18 protein-coding genes are annotated in these 19,659 nt (G+C 61.5%); 8 read left to right on the top strand and 10 right to left on the bottom strand.

What is annotated here, in order from left to right; translation table 11 throughout:
- Positions 1-40: 40 nt before the first annotated feature.
- The gene (locus ACR9ZC_RS16350; protein WP_481581094.1) at positions 41-772 is read right to left on the bottom strand and encodes a GntR family transcriptional regulator; all 732 of its coding nucleotides are present in this window, start codon (positions 770-772) and stop codon (positions 41-43) included.
- A 383-nt stretch (positions 773-1,155) separates the two neighbouring features.
- On the opposite strand from ACR9ZC_RS16350, the gene ACR9ZC_RS16355 reads away from it, so the two are divergent.
- From ACR9ZC_RS16355 to ACR9ZC_RS16380, 6 genes are all read left to right on the top strand, one after another.
- Positions 1,156-2,472 (top strand): Rieske 2Fe-2S domain-containing protein, encoded by a 1,317-nt coding sequence (locus ACR9ZC_RS16355; RefSeq protein WP_481581095.1) that lies wholly within the window; start codon positions 1,156-1,158, stop codon positions 2,470-2,472.
- 58 nt (positions 2,473-2,530) lie between these two features.
- Positions 2,531-3,967 carry a glutamine synthetase family protein gene (locus ACR9ZC_RS16360; RefSeq protein WP_481581096.1) on the top strand — a complete coding sequence of 479 codons (1,437 nt, stop codon included), beginning with the start codon at positions 2,531-2,533 and terminating at the stop codon, positions 3,965-3,967.
- Positions 3,968-3,993: 26 nt separating this feature from the next.
- The gene (locus tag ACR9ZC_RS16365; protein WP_481581097.1) at positions 3,994-4,317 is read left to right on the top strand and encodes a 2Fe-2S iron-sulfur cluster-binding protein; all 324 of its coding nucleotides are present in this window, start codon (positions 3,994-3,996) and stop codon (positions 4,315-4,317) included.
- Between the two features lie 4 nt (positions 4,318-4,321).
- On the top strand, positions 4,322-5,581 hold the full coding sequence (locus tag ACR9ZC_RS16370; protein WP_481581098.1) for an NAD(P)/FAD-dependent oxidoreductase: 1,260 nt from the start codon (positions 4,322-4,324) through the stop codon (positions 5,579-5,581).
- 73 nt (positions 5,582-5,654) lie between these two features.
- A complete protein-coding gene (locus ACR9ZC_RS16375) occupies positions 5,655-7,016 on the top strand; it encodes an MFS transporter (protein WP_481581099.1) in 1,362 nt (453 codons plus the stop codon).
- 350 nt (positions 7,017-7,366) lie between these two features.
- Positions 7,367-8,089, top strand: a complete 723-nt coding sequence (locus ACR9ZC_RS16380) for a hypothetical protein (protein ID WP_481581100.1) — start codon at positions 7,367-7,369, stop codon at positions 8,087-8,089.
- Positions 8,090-8,135: 46 nt separating this feature from the next.
- Here ACR9ZC_RS16380 and ACR9ZC_RS16385 read toward each other — a convergent pair whose 3' ends face one another.
- The 4 genes from ACR9ZC_RS16385 to ACR9ZC_RS16400 form a co-directional block, all read right to left on the bottom strand.
- Positions 8,136-8,429, bottom strand: coding sequence for a DUF971 domain-containing protein (locus ACR9ZC_RS16385; RefSeq protein ID WP_481581101.1), 294 nt, complete (start codon positions 8,427-8,429; stop codon positions 8,136-8,138).
- Positions 8,430-8,435: 6 nt separating this feature from the next.
- Positions 8,436-8,681, bottom strand: coding sequence for a 4Fe-4S dicluster domain-containing protein (locus tag ACR9ZC_RS16390; RefSeq protein WP_331572109.1), 246 nt, complete (start codon positions 8,679-8,681; stop codon positions 8,436-8,438).
- A 15-nt stretch (positions 8,682-8,696) separates the two neighbouring features.
- Entirely contained in the window at positions 8,697-10,463 is a 1,767-nt protein-coding gene (locus ACR9ZC_RS16395) for a fumarate reductase/succinate dehydrogenase flavoprotein subunit (protein WP_481581102.1), read from the bottom strand.
- Positions 10,464-10,574: 111 nt separating this feature from the next.
- Positions 10,575-12,239 carry an alpha-amylase family protein gene (locus ACR9ZC_RS16400; RefSeq protein ID WP_481581103.1) on the bottom strand — a complete coding sequence of 555 codons (1,665 nt, stop codon included), beginning with the start codon at positions 12,237-12,239 and terminating at the stop codon, positions 10,575-10,577.
- Positions 12,240-12,278: 39 nt separating this feature from the next.
- Between ACR9ZC_RS16400 and ACR9ZC_RS16405 the strand changes: the two genes are divergently transcribed.
- Together ACR9ZC_RS16405 and ACR9ZC_RS16410 are read left to right on the top strand one after the other, a co-directional pair.
- Entirely contained in the window at positions 12,279-13,853 is a 1,575-nt protein-coding gene (locus ACR9ZC_RS16405; RefSeq protein WP_481581104.1) for an alpha-amylase family glycosyl hydrolase, read from the top strand.
- Positions 13,854-13,950: 97 nt separating this feature from the next.
- Positions 13,951-14,433, top strand: coding sequence for an NUDIX domain-containing protein (locus ACR9ZC_RS16410; RefSeq protein WP_481581105.1), 483 nt, complete (start codon positions 13,951-13,953; stop codon positions 14,431-14,433).
- 74 nt (positions 14,434-14,507) lie between these two features.
- Here ACR9ZC_RS16410 and ACR9ZC_RS16415 read toward each other — a convergent pair whose 3' ends face one another.
- The 5 genes from ACR9ZC_RS16415 to ACR9ZC_RS16435 form a co-directional block, all read right to left on the bottom strand.
- Complete coding sequence (locus tag ACR9ZC_RS16415) at positions 14,508-15,506, bottom strand: transketolase family protein (RefSeq protein ID WP_481581106.1); 999 nt, start codon at positions 15,504-15,506, stop codon at positions 14,508-14,510.
- A complete protein-coding gene (locus ACR9ZC_RS16420; protein ID WP_481581107.1) occupies positions 15,503-16,348 on the bottom strand; it encodes a transketolase in 846 nt (281 codons plus the stop codon). Before ACR9ZC_RS16420 ends, ACR9ZC_RS16415 begins: the two co-directional genes overlap by 4 nt.
- Before the next feature lie 39 nt (positions 16,349-16,387).
- Positions 16,388-17,713 (bottom strand): MFS transporter, encoded by a 1,326-nt coding sequence (locus ACR9ZC_RS16425; protein ID WP_481581108.1) that lies wholly within the window; start codon positions 17,711-17,713, stop codon positions 16,388-16,390.
- Positions 17,714-17,774: 61 nt separating this feature from the next.
- Positions 17,775-18,524 (bottom strand): SDR family NAD(P)-dependent oxidoreductase, encoded by a 750-nt coding sequence (locus ACR9ZC_RS16430; protein WP_481581109.1) that lies wholly within the window; start codon positions 18,522-18,524, stop codon positions 17,775-17,777.
- 179 nt (positions 18,525-18,703) lie between these two features.
- Complete coding sequence (locus tag ACR9ZC_RS16435; RefSeq protein WP_481581110.1) at positions 18,704-19,612, bottom strand: LysR substrate-binding domain-containing protein; 909 nt, start codon at positions 19,610-19,612, stop codon at positions 18,704-18,706.
- Positions 19,613-19,659: the final 47 nt, after the last annotated feature.

Raw genomic sequence — 19,659 nt, forward strand, 5'->3', positions numbered from 1 at the left:
CCGCTTTGGTGGAGGCTACCGGCATTGGCCGGACGGACGCTTATAAAACCGCCTCCGCGACGAGCTGCAACGCAGGTGCGAGTTTCAGATAAACCTCCGGGCGTTCGAGCGCATAGGTCAGATTTCGTTGCGCGATTTGCACGTGCTCCGTGGCCAACAACTGCGCGCGTGTGCCTTCGCCGCGCTCCATCGCTTGCACGAGGCCGTGATGCTGCTGATGCGCCATGAAAAGCCATTGTCGGCCTTCGTCGATGGCCGATTGCATGGGCAGCATCGCGCTTGCCGCGGCGAACGGTAGACGGTTGTTCATTTCGATCGCGCGGATCAGCGCTGCGTTGCCCGAGCCTTCGACGACCAGCTTGTGAAACCGGTTGTTCATGTCCGTGTACGTGGCGTAGTCGTCGAGGTCGAGCTCGGGCTTCGCGAGCAGCCGGTCACCCGCGCGCAGGCATTCGTTCAGCGCATTCGACAACTGGCGCGGTACGCCGTGTTCGGCCACGAGGCGCGCAGCCATGCCTTCGAGATGCCCGCGTACCGCAATGGCATCTGCGATTTCGGCAGCAGTGATGCGCCGCATCACATAGCCGCCCGCCGGAGACGGTTCGACGAGGCCTTCCTGCTCGAGCGTGGTCAGCGCGAGCCGGACGGGCGTGCGCGATGCCTGAAGACGCTCGGCGAGCGCGACTTCCCCGAGGCGCTCGCCGGGGGCGAATTCGCCCTTGAGGATCAGGTCGCGCAGATACACCAACACACGTTCTTGCTGAGATTCCATTTCGTTCTCCTAGGCCCGCCGGGCGATGCCCAGGGGCAGGCATGTGCCACTGATTTTAGAGCAAGTTAGACGAAAGCGGGATCAAAAAAATGGCGCTTTCTTGTTCAATGTTCTTCAATGTATGCAGGATGAAGGAAGGCTCAAGTAAGAGTGCTTGCGAGACATGTAGGTGAAAATCCTATGCGCACATAGATTTTAGATAAAAATCAACTGGTTGAGTAGAGCTTCGGCCGGCGATTGCACAGAAAAACCACCTCCGACCAAGGCATAGATGTATGCAATGATTGCGAAAATGGATTCTCTAGTCTACGATTCGGCATCAAGAAGTGAGGTGCTGTATGCATACATCAGCCTCATGAATTCATGTCAATCGGAGACACGCCATGATGAGTTCCCAGCAAAACGACACGATCACGCGCGTCGGCAAAGGCACGCCAGCCGGCCAGCTTCTGCGCAACTACTGGCAACCGGTGGCGCTCGTGGAGGAGTTGCCCGCGCAGCGCCCGGTCCGCGCAGTGCGGCTGATGGGTCAGGATTTCGTCGTCTTCAAGGACGAGCAGGGCCGCTACGGCATGCTAGATCGCGACTGCCCGCATCGCGGCGCGGATTTGGCGGCGGGGCGCCTGGAGGCGGGCGGTCTGCGCTGCGCGTTTCACGGCTGGCTCTTCGACGTCAACGGAAGCTGTCTGTCGACCCCCGGCGAACCCATTGGCAGCACGCTCTGCAAGAAAGTGCGCCAAAGCGCGTATCCGGTGGTCGAGCGCAGCGGCATCCTGTTCGCCTACATCGGCACCGGCGAACCGCCGGCGTTCCCGAACTTCGATTGCTTCGCCGCGCCGGGCGAATACACGTTCGCTTTCAAAGGGCTGTTCGAATGCAACTGGCTGCAAGCGCTCGAAGTGGGCATCGATCCCGCCCACGCATCGTTCCTGCATCGTTTCTTCGAAGACGAGGACGTGAGCGACAGCTACGGCAAGCAGTTTCGCGGCGCGTCGGCGGATTCGGACTTGCCGATCACGAAGGTGCTGCGCGAATACGAGTCGCCCGAGATTCTCGTCAGTCCGGCTGACTATGGGCTTCGGCTGATCGCGAAGCGTCCGCTCGACGACACGCGCACGCACGTTCGCGTGACCAATGTCGTGTTTCCGCAGGCGTTCGTGATTCCAATGAGCGCGGAGATGACGATCACGCAATGGCATGTGCCCGTGGACGACGAGAACTGTTACTGGTACGCGATCTTCACGAGCTTCGGCGCGCCGACCGACAAGGCACAGATGCGCGCGCAACGGCTCGAGCTGTACGAGCTGCCCGATTACACATCGCGCAAGAACAAACGCAATCACTACGGCTTCGACATCGACGAGCAACAGACCCAGACCTACACGGGCATGGGCTTCGACATCAATGTCCACGACCAGTGGGCCGTCGAATCGCAGGGGCCGATCCAAGACCGCACGCGTGAGCATCTGGGCACGACCGACAAGGGGATCATCGCCTACCGGCGTCTGCTCGTCGACGCGATCGAGAAGACGCGCGCCGGCGAAAAGACGCTGATGATGATCGACGAACAGGAGGCGGCCCACCTGACGGGACCCGCATCGATCGACGGTATTGGCCCTGCCGATGGCTGGGACGACTACTGGAAGGCATCCGACGCGAAACGCCGCGATGCCGCACCGTGGCCCGCGCCGAAAGCTTGAGGACGGTCCGCTCAATCACGATGGAGGGCGCGGCCATTCAACTGCCGCGTGAAGCACGATGTCTTTCATTGAAAACCACGGTTTGTGGACGGATGCGCAGCATGCCGCATACGCCGAACTGCTCGACCGGCTGAAAAAAAGCGACGTGCAAGTGGTCCGCTTCTCGTTTCCCGATCAGCATGGACTGCTGCGCGGCAAGACGCTCGTCGTCGACGAGGCGATCAGCGCATTCAAGAGCGGTGTCACGCTGACTAGCACGCTGCTCGCCAAAGATACTTCGCACCGCACGGTGTTTCCCGTTTTCACCGCTGGCGGCGGCTTCGACATGCCTGAAATGCAAGGTGCGTGCGATACGTTGATGGTCGCCGATCCGGAAACCTTCCGGATTCTGCCGTGGGCACCGCATACCGGATGGGTGCTCTGCGATGTCTATTTCCCGAACGGCAGACCGGTGCCGTTCGCCACGCGTCATCTGTTTCGTCATGCGCTGGAACAGCTCGGCAATCAAGGGTTCGAATTCGTGTCCGGTCTCGAAGTCGAGTTTCATGTCTTCAAGGTCACCGATGCGAACATGAGGCCCGAGCATTCGGGGCAACCAGGCATTCCGCCCGATGTCGAGCTGCTGTCGCATGGTTATCAGTATCTGACGGAACTGCGCTACGACGCCGTCGATCACGTGATGGAAATGCTCAGGCGCGGCATCGACGGGCTCGAGTTGCCCGTGCGCTCGCTCGAAGTCGAATACGGCCCGAGTCAGTTCGAGTTCACGTTCGCGCCGAGCCGGGGCATGAAAAGTGCCGACGACATGATCCTGTTTCGCAGCGCGGTCAAGCAGATCTGTCAGCGTAACGGTTATCACGCGACGTTCATGTGCCGCCCGCGCATCCCGAATGTCGTGTCGAGTGGATGGCATCTGCATCAGTCTCTCGTGCATAGCGCGGACGGCGGCAACGCGTTCATGCCGGCGAATGCGGACGCGCCGCTCTCGATAGTCGGGCAGCGGTATCTCGCAGGCCTGCTCGCGCACGCGCAAGGGGCCGCCGCACTGTCGACGCCGACCATCAACGGATATCGCCGCTATCGGCCGTATTCGAATGCGCCCGATCGCGCGAACTGGGGTTGCGATAACCGCGGCGTAATGCTGCGCGTGCTGGGCGGACAAAACGATCCTGCGACGCGCATCGAGAACCGCGTCGGCGAACCGGCCGCGAATCCATATCTGTACTTCGGCTCGCAGGTGCTCTCGGGACTGGACGGACTTGGACGCAAGCTCGAACTGCCCGCATCTGCGGACACCCCTTACGAAACGCAGGCCGATTCGTTGCCGCGCACGTTGAGCGATGCGATCGCCGCGCTGCGTGCCGACGAATCGCTGCGCGAAGGATTCGGCAGCGCATTCATCGATTACTTCTGCAAGCTGAAGGAGGCGGAGATCAACCGCTTCAATCTGGAAGTCACCGAGTGGGAACACCGCGAGTATTTCGAAACGTTCTGATGGCGTTCCCATCGAGGAGAAATGTCATGCCTATCGTCACCTATATTCTGCGCGACGGTGATCGCCGCGAGATCGACGTACCCGCCGGCACGAGCGTGATGGAGGCCGCGATTCACGGCAACGTGCGCGGCATCGACGCGGAGTGCGGCGGCTGCCTCTCGTGCGCAACATGTCACGTTTATATCGATGCCGCGTCGACGGCGGCTTTGCCGTTGCCCGATGATTCCGAACTGGCATTGCTCGATGGCGTCGCCGGAGAGCGGCGTCCCGAAAGCCGCCTGAGCTGCCAGCTCGTCGTCACGGCCGCGATGGAAGGACTTGTCGTCCGTATTCCGCCGCGGCAAGGGTGACATCATGAACAGCACGCTTGTGGTGATTGGGGCGTCGTATGCGGGCGTGCAGCTCGCCGCGTCGGCGCGCGAACTCGGCTTTGACGGCCGTATCGTGCTGCTCGGCGACGAGCCTGACGCGCCTTACCAACGTCCGCCGTTATCGAAGGGATTTTTAATGGGCAGCTTTGCGGAGCAGCGTTTACCGCTGCGTTCGCAGGCGTTTTTCGATGAAGCGAATATCGAATGGATGCCGTCGATGCGCGCCACGGAGATCGACCGCGCGCGTCGAGAGATCGAACTGCACGACGGGTCGCGCATTGCGTACCGGCACCTTGCGCTGACGACGGGCGCGCGTGTGCGCAAGCTCGACTGTCCCGGCGCGACACTTGACGCCGTCCATTACTTGCGCGATCTGCGCGACGCAAGGCGTCTTGCGCAGGCTGTGCGCGCGACGCAGCGCGCGGTCGTGATCGGAGGCGGCTATATCGGTCTCGAAGCGGCGGCGGCACTGCGTCAGCAAGGGCTCGACGTGACGGTGGTGGAAACGCAGCCGCGTCTGCTTGCACGCGTCGCGTCGCCGTGGTTGTCGGCCTTCATGCTGCGGGCTCACACGGAGCAGGGCGTCGCATTCGAGTTCGGACGCAAGGTGGTGGCGCTGCATGAGACGCGTGAGGGCATATCGGTTGAACTCGATGACCGGCAGCGGCTCGGTTGCGACCTCGTAGTGGTCGGTATCGGCGTGGTTCCAAATGCGGAGCTCGCCGCCGACTGCGGACTGAGCGTGGCGGACGGCGTCATGGTGGACGCGTGCGCTCGTACCAGCGACCCGTCGATCGTCGCCGCGGGCGATTGCGCTTCGTACGTTCCTCATTGGGCGCCGCCTGGGGCGCGCCCATGCCGAATCGAATCCGTGCAGAACGCAAACGACATGGCGAAAACGGCGGCGGCAACGATTGTCGGGCGGCCGCAGCCGTATCGCGCGCTGCCCTGGTTTTGGTCCGATCAATACGACCTGAAGCTGCAGATGGCCGGCGTGAACACGGGCTTCACCGACTACGCGATGCTCGGTTCCGTCGAAGAACGACGTTTCTCGCTGTTCTACTTTCGCGATGACACGTTGATCGCCGTCGATAGCATCAACCGGCCGCAACACCATATGTTCGCGCGAAAGCTTCTCGCGAGCGGCGCGCGCGTCACGCCGGAGGCGGTACGCGATCCCGCATTCGATCTGAAAGCGCTCGCGAGCAGCGATGCGCATGCGACCAACCGCCATGAGGGTTAGCGGATCGCATCGAGCCGAACAGCACGCGCTGACATGGCAACGCCGGCAATTCAATCCCATCAGTGAGGATGCAATGCAAGAGACCCGGACTGTCGATATACAAACGCTCATCAACGAGCACCCTTTCTCCCTATTTCAGTGGCTCGTATTTGCAATGTGCTTCGTCGTCGTGCTGATGGATGGCTTCGATACGGCCGCGATCGGTTTTATCGCCCCTTCGTTGTTGTCGGAGTGGCATATCGGCAAGGCGGCGCTTGGCCCTGTGCTGAGTGCCGCGTTGTTCGGGCTCGCTTGCGGCGCTTTGCTTTCGGGGCCCGTGTCGGACAGGTGCGGACGGCGCCTCGTGCTCACGTTGTCCGTACTGCTATTCGGCGCGGCATGTTTCGCTTCGGCGTACGCGCAGAATTTGACCGCACTGACGACGCTGCGTTTCGTCACAGGCGTCGGACTCGGTGCCGCGATGCCGAACGCCGTCACGCTGATGAGCGAATACTGCCCTGACGGCCGGCGCGCGACAATTGTCAACCTGATGTTCTGCGGATTCCCCGTAGGCGCCGCCGTGGGTGGATTTCTCGCTGCGTGGATGATTCCGCAGTTCGGCTGGCGCAGCGTTCTGCTGCTCGGCGGTGCAGTGCCGTTGCTGCTCGTCATCGTGCTTGCGTTCAGGTTGCCGGAGTCGATCCGTTACATGGGGGTGCGCCAGCAACGGGTCGAGAAGATTCGCAACGCGATGGCGCGCATCAGTGCGCACGCGCGCTTTGCCGATGCTTTCGTCATGCATGAATCGTTCAGCCGGGCAGCGGGACGCGGCGGCATTCGCATCGTTCTGTCGCGTTCATTCATTCTCGGCACTGTGATGTTGTGGCTGTGCTACTTCATGGGGCTCGTCATCTTCTACGGACTGATCAACTGGATGCCGGTTCTGCTCAAGGAAGCGGGACTGAGCCCGCAGCGCGCTGCGCTCGTATCCGCGCTGTTTCCGCTCGGCGGCTTGGGTACGGTGCTGTGCGGCATGCTGATGGACCGCTTCGATGCCAATCGTGTCGTCGCCGCCGCTTATGCATTCACTGCGATCAGCGTGTGTGCGATCGGCCTGGCAGTCGGCAATATTGGCCTGTTGACGTGCGCGGTGTTCATTGCCGGCGTGCTGATGAATACGGCCCAGGCGTCGATGCCCGCTCTCGCGGCTGCGTTCTATCCGACGGCCGGACGCGGCACGGGTGTCGCGTGGATGCTTGGCGTCGGGCGCTTCGGCGGCATCGCGGGATCGTTCCTGGTCGCGGAGTTGGCGCGGCGGCAGGTCAGTCTGCCGGGCATATTTGCGATCGTTGCCGTGGCAGGCGCGCTGGCCTGTGTGGCCCTGCTGCTCAAGCAGGCGACGTGTTCGAGCGCGGGTGCACAGGACATTGTGGAAGGCGAATCGCTTGCGCACTAAGGGCGTACATGCGGGTTCCTGGCAAGCAATCGTTGCGCATTGGAGGGGATTGCTTCGCAGTGCATTGCGATCGTCGTCACGACATTTCCTATAGTCGCGTTATCGTCATATTTGTATGGAAGGGGCTTGTGATGAGGGGTGTCAGTGACAGCACGCCGGCCGGTTCGGGAGGTTTGCCGGATCCGGGCGGCGCGGACGGTGGAGGCAAAGCGCCTCGACCTATCGATCCCGTCGTTCGCGCGCAATCTCCGCTGACAGACGGCTTGCAGCCGCGGGGAGAATCCGATAGGCCTCGGACCGCATCGTTTGGAACGACCGATCGCGCGGCGCCGTCAGTCAGCGAGGGCAAGATGCGCAAGATTATCGCGACTCTCGAATCGGAGCGAGCCGGACTCCGCCACCCTGGGCAAAGCGTGAGCGACATGATGTCCGACTTGGTTTCGGATGGATTTTCCACGGATGACGTTGCCGACATTATCAAAATGCGTCCAAACGACGCATTTGCGACGTTAACCGTGCTGGCATCGGGCGACCTCGATTTCGACGCATTCACGCATGAACAGTGGCTCACGATCGCGAAAAACTGCGGCGCGGCGGCACTTAAGGGAGTCGGGGTGTACAGCAATGAGTTGCAGCGCTGGCCCGATGAACACAAAGAGCGATTGATGGTTGAACTGGCGAGACGCGCGAACGATGACGGGCCGCTACCGTACAGGCCCGCAAAGCTCGTCGTAATTGCTCACATGCATGGCATCGAGGCGCTGGATGCGCTGCGCAGCCATGCTGAGGCGCTCGAGGGATGGGGCCATACACCGTATCAGATCTCTGAGATCGTGAACCACCATGGCGCCGCGGGATTGCAGGCACTGACCGATTTCTACAAATCGGAAACGGGGCAGCAGACGCGCGGTGTATTGACGCCCGAGATGATGACCGAAATTGTTAATTCGGAGATTGGCCTTTCCAACCTGGAAACGCTCACCAGGGATTGGGAAAAGCTAAAGAGCCTGCACCCCAACGCAATTTGTACGAGGGTTTTGGGAGATTGCCTGCCTCCTCCATCCGGTTGGTAGTGAAATCAGGCGCGGGGCCGCAGCGTGTGATCGCAGCTTGCCCACGTCACATCGAACTGAGAGCGAAGCGGGACAACGCGGCCACGTAGGCCCATGGAAAGATACCCCGCGCATGATTGTCGCTGAATACCAACTGCATGCCGTAACCGGCCGACCGAATCTCCAGAACGGCGATATCGCGCGGCACGACAGGCGTTGCTCCGCGTAGGCGAAGTCGTCGGCACTCGGCGCATGGGCACTGCATCCGCAGCGCATGCGCCGAAATCTGTTGTGCCGGTCCGCCGTTCCAATGCAGCGTCAACGCATCGGCATTGAACTCGATCGACAGTGGACTCTTCATGGCTCGCTAGCGCAGCAGGTACGGGATATCGACCTTGACCGCGCCGGTCGGGCAGTCCTGTTCGCACGGCATGCAGTACCAGCATTCGTCGAATTGCATATATGCCTTGCCCTTGCTGACGTCTATCGCGAGCAAATCGAGCGGGCAGACATCGACGCAGACTGTGCAGCCCTTGTCGGCGATGCATTTGCTTTCATCGATCGTGACGGGCGCCGTGCTTCGGTGAAGGATGTCATGCGGGATGTACGACATGGGACTTTTCTCCGGTCAGGCACTGGCGTCGGCCAACGCGCCCGTATGTGTCCGTTGGCTCTTCTCATCCGCATGGATGCGAAGGTTGCGGTATGAACCGATGTCCCGCTCGTCGAGCGGGACGATATAGGGTTCGACGGCGCGCTTCTCGCTGACCATGCGGCCCTGCGTGTCCTTGCGCAGATGTGTATGGCAGAACCAATGCGCGTCGTCACGCAGCGGGTAGTCGACACGATGGTGATAGAGTCCCCAGCGACTTTCCGTGCGAAACAGCGACGCGCGCGCGGCCATTTCCGCGCAATCTCGGATCGCGCGCACTTCGGCCGCGCGCATCAGTTCATGCGGATGCGTGGCCTTGATCGACGCGATGTCCGCGGCGATTTCCTCGAAGCGTTGCAGGCCGATTTCCATCTTGCGGGTGACCTTCGGCGGCTGCAGATAATCGTTGACCATGCGGCGCAGCTTGTATTCGACCTGCGCCGGCGCAAGCCCGTGTTCGCGTTCGAGCGGTGCAAACACGCGTGCGCGCTCGGCATCGATCTGCTGCTGATCGAGCGGGGCATGCTCGCGGTCCGCGACGAAGGCCGCCGCATTCTGCCCCGCGAACCAGCCGTACGTGAAGGCGCCGAGCATGTAGTTGTGCGGCACGGCGGCCATGTCACCCGCGGCATAAAGGCCGCCAACCGTGGTTTCGGCCCGTTCGTTGACATACACGCCCGAGGCGCTGTGTCCGCTGCAAAAGCCGATCTCGGAGATGTGCATCTCGACCAGCTGATGCCGATAGTCGGTTCGGCGCCCCGTATGAAAGCGCCCGCGGCTCGGGCGTTCGTTGGTGTGCAGAATCTTTTCGATGGTCTGGATCGTTTCTTCGGCGAGATGGTCGAGTTTGAGAAACACGGGACCATTGCCGCTTTGGAGTTCCTGGTAGAACTCCCACATCATCTGTCCGCTCCAGTAGTCGCATTCGATGAACCTTTCGCCCTTGCCGTTCGCCGTATAGCCGCCGAGCGGCCCCGTCACGTAGGCGCAAGCGGGGCCGTTGTAGTCCTTGATCAGCGGATTGATCTGAAAACATTCGAGGTTCGCGAGCGCAGCGCCCGCGTGATACGCCATGGCGTAGCCGTCGCCCGCGTTGGTCGGGTTCTCGTAGGTGCCCATCAGATAGCCGGAAGCGGGCAGGCCCAGTCGTCCCGCCGCGCCGCATGACAGGATTACGGCCTTCGCGCGAACGACGTAGAAATCGGCCGTCCGGCAATCGAAGCCCAGAACGCCACTGACGTTGCCATGCACGTCCGTCAAAAGGCGCGTGGCGACGATGCGGTTCGTGATCGCGACGCGAGCGCGTTTTAGCTGCCGATACAGCATCTTCTTGATGTCATGACCTTCCGGCATCGGCAGCACGTAAGAGCCCATGTGATGCACTTTCTTGACCGCGTAATCGCCGTTGCCGTCCTTTTCGAATTTGACGCCCCAACGGTCTAGTTCTTCGATCGTCTTGAAGCTGTGTTTGGCGTACGCATAGACGGCCGACTGATCGACGATGCCGTCGTTTGCGATCGTGATCTCGCGCGTATATTGTTCGGGTGTCGCGTGGCCCGGGATGACGGCATTGTTCAAGCCGTCCATCCCCATCGAAATGGCGCCGCTGCGTTTGACGTTGGCTTTTTCGAGTAGCAGGACCTTCAGGCTGGGGTCACGCTCCTTCGCCTTGACGGCAGCCATCGGGCCGGCTGTGCCGCCGCCAACCACGACAATGTCGTATTCGAGTACATGCGTGTTCATCTGCGTTCCGACTCGTTATGACAAGATGAGTCGAGTCTAACGAGCGGCTACATGAGGTCCAACCAACGATTTCTGCTTTGCATTTTCCTCGCGAGCGACACTCGAGCGCCGCTAGACCTCGGTACGCCTGAGCAGGTAATCGAGTCCGCCGACCCGGTACCACCGGTACCCGTAAGGCTCGAGCACGACCGCATGTCGGCCGTCGTCGCCCGCCTGGCTGTGGTCATCGGACAGAAGGTTGATCAGCCGGTCGTCGTCGGGCCGGTCGCAGCCGGAGCGAAATCTCACGGTGCACGCCTCGGCGGTGAAGTTATGCAGGCATAGGACCGAGTTGTTGCGCCAGTCATAGCGCAGCGCAAGCACATCGTTTCGCGATGTGCGCAGCACCTCGAAATCGCCCCAGCCGATTTCGGGCATTTCGCGGCGCATGCGGATCATCCGTTCCGTCCAGTTCAGAAACGACTCGGGGTCGCGGCGCTGCTGCGCCACATTGATGCGCTCGAAACCATAAGGTCCGCCTGAAATGACCGGCACAGGCGGCTTAGGATGTTTCGTGAAGCCGCCTTGGGGCTCGACCGACCATTGCATCGGCGTACGCATGCTTTCGCGCTCGGGCCGGCTCAGGTCGTCGCCCATGCCGATCTCGTCGCCGTAACGGATCACCGGTGTGCCCGGCAAAGTCAGCATCAGACTGTAGGCGAGTTCGAGCCGGCGCCTATCGCCCGACAGCATCGGCGCGAGCCGGCGGCGAATGCCGCGCTGGTACAACTGCATGTCCGGTTCCGGGCCGAATGCGGCGAACACCGCATCGCGCATTTCAGGTGGCAGCCGGCCCAGGTCGAGCTCGTCGTGATTGCGCAGGAATACGCCCCATTGCGCACTCGCGGGGCGCGGCTTCGTTGCGATAAGTGCCTTCTTGAGCGGTTTGGTGTCGCCCGTCGCAAGGGTGTAAAACGTATTCTGGTTCAGTTGAAAATTGAACATCATGGGCAAGCGCTCGCCCGCATCGCCGAAATACTGGAAATCCGTGTCGGGCAGGACATTCGCCTCCGCGAGAATGATTGCGTTGCCCTCGCGCCATTGCAAAAATTCTCGAAAGGCGCGCAACATCCCGTATTGCTCGATATGTTCGCGCACCGCGGCACCCTTCTCGGCAATCACGAACGGCACGGCATCCATCCGAAAGCCCGATACGCCAAGCTGAACCCAGAAGCCCATGATTTTCAGCAGCTCGGCGTGAACCCAGGGATTGGACGTATTCAGGTCCGGTTGAAAATCGTAGAAGCGGTGGAAATACCAGCGCTTCGCCTGCTTGTCGAAACTCCACGTCGATTTTTGCACGCCGGGGAACACCACGCCGCCTTTCGCATTGGGGGGCTTCTTGTCGGACCACACGTACCAGTCGCGATAGCGCGAACCGGGATCGCTACGTGCTGACTGGAACCAGGGATGCTGGTCGGACGTGTGGTTCACCACTAGATCGATGATGACGCGCAAGCCCCGCTCGTCGCATGCATGCGTGAATTCGGAGAAGTCGCCGAGCGTGCCGTATTTCGGATCGACGTTGTAATAGTCCGTGATGTCGTACCCGTTATCGCGTCCCGGCGACGGCTGAAACGGCATCAGCCAGATCGTCGTCACGCCCAGCCCCTGCAGGTAATCGAGCCGCCGCATGAGACCCTGGAAGTCGCCGATGCCGTCGCCATTGGCGTCGAGGAACCGGCCTACCGAAAGGCAATAGATGATGGCATTTTTATACCAGAGGTCGTTGAACATGCGGGGCGTCGAAACGATGAATCGTTGAGAGGAACGGCTATGTCGGAGCTGAAATGGTGGCAACGTGGTGTCATTTACCAGATTTATCCGCGCTCGTTTCAAGACAGCAACGGCGACGGCATAGGCGATCTGCCGGGCATCGCCGCGCGCTTGGGATATATCACCGCGCTCGGGGCCGATGCTGTGTGGATTTCGCCTATCTATCCGTCTCCTATGGCCGACTTCGGTTACGACGTCGCCAATTACTGCGATATCGACCCCATGTTCGGCACGCTTGCCGAGTTCCAGCAATTGGTGGACCACGCCCATCGTCTCGGTCTCGAGGTCCTGCTCGACTTCGTGCCGAATCACACCTCGAACCAGCATCCCTGGTTCGTGCTGAGCCGCTCGTCGCGCGATAATCCGAAGCGCGGCTGGTACCTTTGGCGCGATCCGGCACCCGACGGAGGGCCGCCAAACAACTGGTTGAGCAGAATGGGCGGCTCGGCGTGGGAGTGGGACGAATCGACAGGACAGTACTACTATCACGCGTTTTTGCGCGAGCAGCCCGATCTGAATTGGCGCAATCCGGAAGTGCGCCGCGCCATGGACGACGTGCTGCGTTTCTGGCTCGATCGCGGCGTGGACGGTTTCCGTGTCGATGTACTTTGGTTGCTGATCAAGGACGCCCAGTTTCGCGACAATCCGCCGAACCCCGGCTACCGGCCCGGTGAGCCCGAACATCACCGGCTATTGCAGACTTACACCGAGGATCAGCCGGAAGTGCACGACATCGTGCGCTCGATGCGTGCCACGCTCAGCGAATATGGCCAGAAGGTGTTGATTGGCGAAATCTATCTGCCCATTGCTCAACTGATGACGTATTACGGGCCGAACGGCGACGGTGCCGATATGCCGTTCAACTTTCAGTTGCTCAACGCGGCGTGGCGCGCGGGTGATATCGCCCGCTCGATACGGAATTACAACAGCGCGTTGCCCGAACATGCCTGGCCGAACTGGGTGCTCGGCAACCACGACAATCCCCGTATCGCATCGCGCATCGGTGCGGAGCAGGCGCGCGTGGCGGCCGTGTTGCTGCTGACACTGCGCGGCACCCCGACACTGTATTACGGTGATGAAATCGGCATGACCGACGGTCGTATTCCGGCCGATGCGATTCGTGATCCGGCGGAGCTGCGGCAACCCGGAATCGGGCAGGGGCGAGATCCGGAGCGTACGCCGATGCAGTGGGACGGTTCGCTGCCGAACGGCGGCTTTACGACCGGTCGGCCCTGGTTGCCGGTCGGCACGACGACGAGTGTTCGAGCGCAAGAGGGCGACGCGTCGAGCCTGTTGTCGCTCTATCGTCGCCTGCTCGAGTTGCGACGCAGCCACGCCGCGCTCGTGCGGGGCACGATAGCGAACGTGGCTGCACAGGGCGACGTGCTGACTTACGAACGGTGCCTCGGCGATGAGCGGCTCTTGATCGCGTTGAATATGGGCCGCGAAGATGCCACGGTATCCGCACACGGTGGTGTCGTGTTGCTATCCACGCTTGCCGGCCGAGACGGTCAGCCGCTTCAAGAAGGCGTCAATCGGCTTTCGGCCGGCGAAGCATTTGTCGCGACTATGTGAACGCTTGAATTGCAACCGCTATCCGGCTCCACATATCATTCATCATTCGCCAGCCGTCCCGTGAGAGTGATCGACCAATGGAAAAAAGAGAAACCTGATGCCGAGCCTCGAGCGAACGCGATCGACCCGGGTCGTCGATGCTGTCTGGCGCGTGGTGCTTCGCCTCGGATTCCGGCTGGCTCGTATCTGGTGGCACGTTCGACGGCCTCATCACGAGGGGGCGCTCGTAGCGGTCTACGTCGGCAGGGCGCTCCTGCTCGTGAAGCCATCGTACCGGGCCGAGTGGGGCTTTCCCGGCGGCAGTCTCGACCCAGGCGAGGCGCCCGACGCGGCGGCGCGGCGCGAAATGCAGGAGGAGCTGGGCCTCTCGGTGGACGCATTGTCGCCCGCGGGCACCGTCCGCGGTACGTGGGACGGGCGAATAGACCACGTGCATTTTTTTGAACTGCACCTCGATCGCCTACCCGCGCTGCGGCTCGATAACCGTGAGATCGTCGCCGCGCAACTGGCGTCCCCGGAGGAATTGACTGGCATCGCGCTGACAGGAGCAGTCGCTGCATTTATCGGCAGCAGCCGATGAAGGTGCTTTCGAACCGTGTTCGGGCCGCATTGCCGCGAAGCCGGAGCGGTGTCTGAACACGGTATGGGCTTACATCATTTCAACCAACCCTTGATGCGTTCAACCATGACGTTCGTCGATATCCCGTAGCGGTCATGCAGCGTTGGCAGCGCCCCGGCATCGAGGAACGCGTCCGGAAGCGCGATCTGCCGGAATGGGCACGATACGCCGGCTCGCATCAGTTCCGCCGCCACCGCTTCCCCAAGTCCACCGACGACGGTATGGTTCTCAGCCACGACAACCATGCGTCCACTGCGCCGGGCTTCCCGCACGATGGTCTCGGTGTCGAGCGGCTTGATGGTCGGCACATGCAGCACGGCGGCACCGATGTTGTCCTTCTCGAGTGCGCGAGCGACCTCGAGCGAGCGCATCGTCAGAATGCCGGAGGCGATCAGCAGCACATCGTTGCCGTCGCGGAGCATTTTCGCCTTGCCGAGCTCGAACCGGTAACCGTATTCGTCGAGCACGGCCGGCACGTTGCCTCGTAGCAGACGCGCATAGACAGGCCCCTTATGCGCGGCGATCGCGGGCACCATTTGCTCGATATCCAACGCGTCGCAAGGATCGATGACCGTCATATTGGGCATCGCGCGCATGAGCGCGAGATCTTCGGCCGCCTGATGACTCGGACCGTAGCCCGTGGTCAAACCCGGCAGGGCGCAGACCAGCTTCACATCGAGGTTGTCCTCGGCGATCGTCTGATGGATGAAGTCGTAGGCGCGGCGCGTCGCGAAGACGGCATACGTCGTCACGAACGGCTGTGCGCCTTCGTGCGCGAACCCCGCGGCCGCCCCCATCAGCAACTGTTCCGCCATCCCAATTTGGTAATAGCGCTCGGGAAACGCCTTGGCGAAGAGGTGCAGATCGGTGTATTTGCCGAGATCGGCCGTCATACCGATCACATTCGCCTTGTCGCGCGCCAGTTCGACGAGCGCATGCCCGAACGGCGCCGAGCGCGTCACCTGTCCCTCGCCCGCGATGGACGCAATCATCGCCGACGTCTTCAGACGCGGCTTGTCTGCCACGGTGTTCATGCTTTTCTCCCTGCGTCGAGTGCCTGAAGCGCGAGCTTCCACTCATGCTCGTCGACGCGAATGAAATGGTTCTTCTCCCGTTGCTCGAGAAACGGCACGCCGCACCCCATGCGCGTATCGCAGACGATGATGCGCGGTTGCGGTTCGGCATGCGCGCGGGCATTGTCGAATGCGCGCTTCACGGCGTCGATGTCGTTACCGTCGATTCGTTGCACGTACCAACCGAACGCCTCGAGTTTGTCGACGAGCGGCTCGAATGCCATGATCTGCGTGGACGGGCCGTCTGCCTGCTGGTTGTTGACGTCGACGATCGCGATCAGGTTGTCGAGCTTCCAATGCGCGGCGGACATGATGCCTTCCCAGATCGCGCCTTCATCGAGTTCGCCATCCGAGAAAAGCGTATAGACGACGGCATCCGAACCCTTGCGCTTCAACCCGAGGCAGCGTCCGACCGCAATCGTCAGGCCTTGTCCGAGCGAGCCGCCCGACATTTCCATGCCGGGTGTATAGCTCGCCATTCCCGACATCGGCAGGCGGCTGTCGTCGCTTCCGTAGCTCTCGAGCTCATGAGCGGGCAAGATGCCGGCTTCGAAAAGCGCAGCGTAGAGCGCGATCGCATAGTGCCCGTTGGAGAGCAGGAAGCGGTCTCGTCCTTCCCAATCGGGATCGTCGGCGCGGTAGCGCATCGCGCCGAAGTAGGCGACTGCGAGGACATCGGCGATATCCAGTGCCTGGCCGATGTAGCCTTGACCTTGGACCTCGCCCATCAACAGCGCATTTCTGCGGATCCGCCAGGCGCGTTCCGCGAGCGGCACGGCCTCCGGTGTAATTTGACTGCTCATGTTCTCTCCTGTGATCAGCCGATGAAATGACAAGATGGCTCAGCGATTGACGGATCGGGGCACGAGGAAAACCAGCAAGGCGCCGAGCGTCACGGCCAGCGAAATGAAAACGAGACCAGCCGTGGACTTGCCTGTCAAATCGTTGAGCCAGCCTACGATCGCAGGCGAAAAGAAGCCCGCGAGATTGGCAAAGCAGTTGACCGCGGCAATCCCCGCGGCGGCGGATACGCCGCCCAGCATCGCGGTGGGCAACGACCAGAATTGGGACGACGCCGCGAGAATGCCCGCGGATGCAACGCACAGGCAGACGATCGACGCGCCCACACTGCCGAGCAGCGGCAGCGACGCGAAGCCGGCCGCCGCGATCAGCATTGGGACGGCGAGGTGAAAGCGGCGTTCTCTGAAACGGTCCGCGCTGGCGCCGATCAACGGCAACGCGACGATCGCGCAAAGGTAAGGGACCGCGGTGAAGAGTCCCACCCACAGCGGATCGGCCACGCCGGCTTTACGAATGATGGTCGGCAGCCAGAACGTGAGCCCGTACTGACCGAGCACGACGCAGAAGTAGATCGCGGCCATGAGCCACAAGCGGCGATCGCGAACGAATGCACGGATCGAGAGGTGGGCGACTTTTTGCGCGTTATCGCTCGATACGTTGCGAGCGAGCACGGCCTTTTCCGTGTCGGTCAGCCACTTCGCTTGCTGGATACCATCGTCGAGATAGAAGAGGATCGCGATCCCGAGCACGAGCGACGGCAGTGCCTCGAGCAGGAACAGCCATTTCCAGCCGGACATCGCAAGCGAGCCCTGCAACGAATGCAGGATCCAGCCCGAAATCGGGCCGCCGAGAATGCCGGCCAGCGGGATCGCCATGAAGAACAACGACAGTGCCTTCGCCCGCCGCTCGGAGGGGAACCAGTACGTCATATAGAGAATGACGCCGGGTGCGAACCCCGCTTCTGCAACGCCGAGCAGGAACCGGAGCCCGTAGAACGCCGCGGGCGACTTAACGAAGACGAAGCTCGCGGAAATGACCGCCCAGGTCAGCATGATGCGCGCGAGCCATTTGCGGGCACCGACGCGGTGAAGGATCAGATTGCTCGGCACCTCGAATAGAAAGTATCCGAGGAAGAAGATCCCCGCGCCCATGCCGTAGATCGTTTCGCTGAAGCGGAGCTCGTTGAGCATCTGCAGTTTGGCGAACCCTACATTGACGCGATCCAGGTACGCGCCGAGATAACACAGCATCAGGAACGGTATCAGGCGACGACCCACTTTCGCGTAGGTCTTCGCTTCGAAATCTCGCGCGTCGTAACGCGGCGCTATGCCGTCCGTGACGGACGCGTCGGTGTACTTCATTCTCATGTTCTGTCTCCTGCCATGGCTCCGGTTCATCCGGATGTCGGCGGTTCGATATAGGCTTGGCTCAGTGAATCAGCATGCCGCCGTTCACATCGAGCGTGATGCCGGTCAAGTAGCTCGACAGGTCGCTGATCAGAAAAAGGCACGCATTGGCGACATCCGCAGCGTCGCCGAGCCGGCCCAACGGAATGCCCTTGATGATTTCCGCGCGCATGTCGGGCGTGAGCTTGTCGCCTGTTATGTCGGTTTGTATGAGGCCCGGCGTGATCGAATTGACGCGAATGCGGTCCCCACCAAATTCGCGGGCCATCGCTTTGGCGAGACCGAGCACGCCCGCTTTGGCTGCGCTGTAGTGAGGGCCGCCAAAGATGCCGCCGCCGCGTTGCGCGGACACGGACGACATGCAGACGATGCTGCCGCCGCCTTGTTCCTTCATTGCGGGGATCACGGCCTGCGACATGTAGAGCGTGCCGCGCAGATTGACGTCCACGATTGCGTCGAAGTTCTCGGACGAGATATCGAGCGTGCGTACCGGCTGCGTGATGCCCGCGTTGTTCACGAGCCCGTCGATCCGGCCGTAATGTTCGAGCGTCGCACGCGCGGCCGATACGCACGCCGCCTTGTCCGTCACATCGCATGCCAGGCCGAGATGTCCGTCACCGAGTTCGCGCGCCGCGGATTTGGCATCTTCCTCGCGCAGATCCAGTATGACGATATGTGCCCCTTGCGCCGCGAGCACGCGCGCAGTGGCTTTGCCGATGCCGCGCGGAGAGGCCGCGCCGGTCACCATGACGATCTTGTTCTCGAGCAACATCGTTTGTCTCCGATTGGTTAGTGGCTCGAGTGTCGGGGCTGGCGCCGCTCGCATCAACGCGGTATCGCTCAACATCGATTGAGAAATATTCAGGCGGGGCGATGGTGCGCCGCGTCAAGCGTCATACGTCATGATGGATCGTCATCGCGTGGGCAGCACGAAGGGGACAGTACGCGCTGTTACGGGGACGTGCGGCGCGTGCCGCGATCGGCGGTACGCTCGGCTTCCATCCACGTCAGGAACCGTTCGACGCGCGGCAGATCCGCATTCTGCGCGGGATAGACGAGATGATGCGCGCCGACCTCGACGGCGAAGCTATCGTCGAATACCGGCACGAGTGCGCCTTCCCTGATTCGCACCGACGCAAGCATCAGCGATTCGAGCGCGATGCCGAGACCCATCGCGGCGGTCTCGAGAGACATGTACGAACGGTCATACGAAAAGTCGAAAGTCTTGTGCGCCGCTGAAACGCCGGTTCTCCCGAACCATTGATTCCATTGCACGAGCGGCGTTTCGGAATAGATCAGTCTGCACTTCAAAAGATCGTCCGGCGTGGAGACCGGATGCTGTTCGAGATATCGGGGCGACGCCAGCGGCGCGATGAATTCCCCGCGCAATGTCTTGATTTCGAGGTTGGTCCAATTGCCGTAACCATGCCGGATGTCGACATCGTAGTAGCCGTTCGAGAACGAGACGTTCTCATACGAGCACGCGAGATTGAGCTGAATATCGCCGTTGGCTTCCTGGAACGATGCTAGGCGGGGCAGCAGCCACATCAGCCCGAAGCTGGGGCTCGAATGCACGCGTAATATCTCGACCCCCTTGACGTTCGATGCCCGTTCCGTGGCGCGGCTCAAATCGGCGAGCGAGCCGGTGACGTCGGACAGATAGCGTTTGCCCGTAGGGGTCAATACCAGGCCTCGCCCTGACCTGACGAACAGGTCGCGGCCGATGATCGATTCGAGGTTGCCGATCTGATGGCTGACGGCCGACGCGGTCAATCCGAGCTCTTCGGCGGCGCGATTCACGCTGCCCGTGCGAGCGACGCTTTCGAAGGCGAGGATGGCCTTCAGAGGTGGGATACGCATAGTCAAATTTTTTTCAATCGCAGTTGAATGAAACCGCCTTGTCCGGG

The sequence above is a fragment of the Trinickia sp. HAY1-2D genome (genome assembly GCF_056754935.1).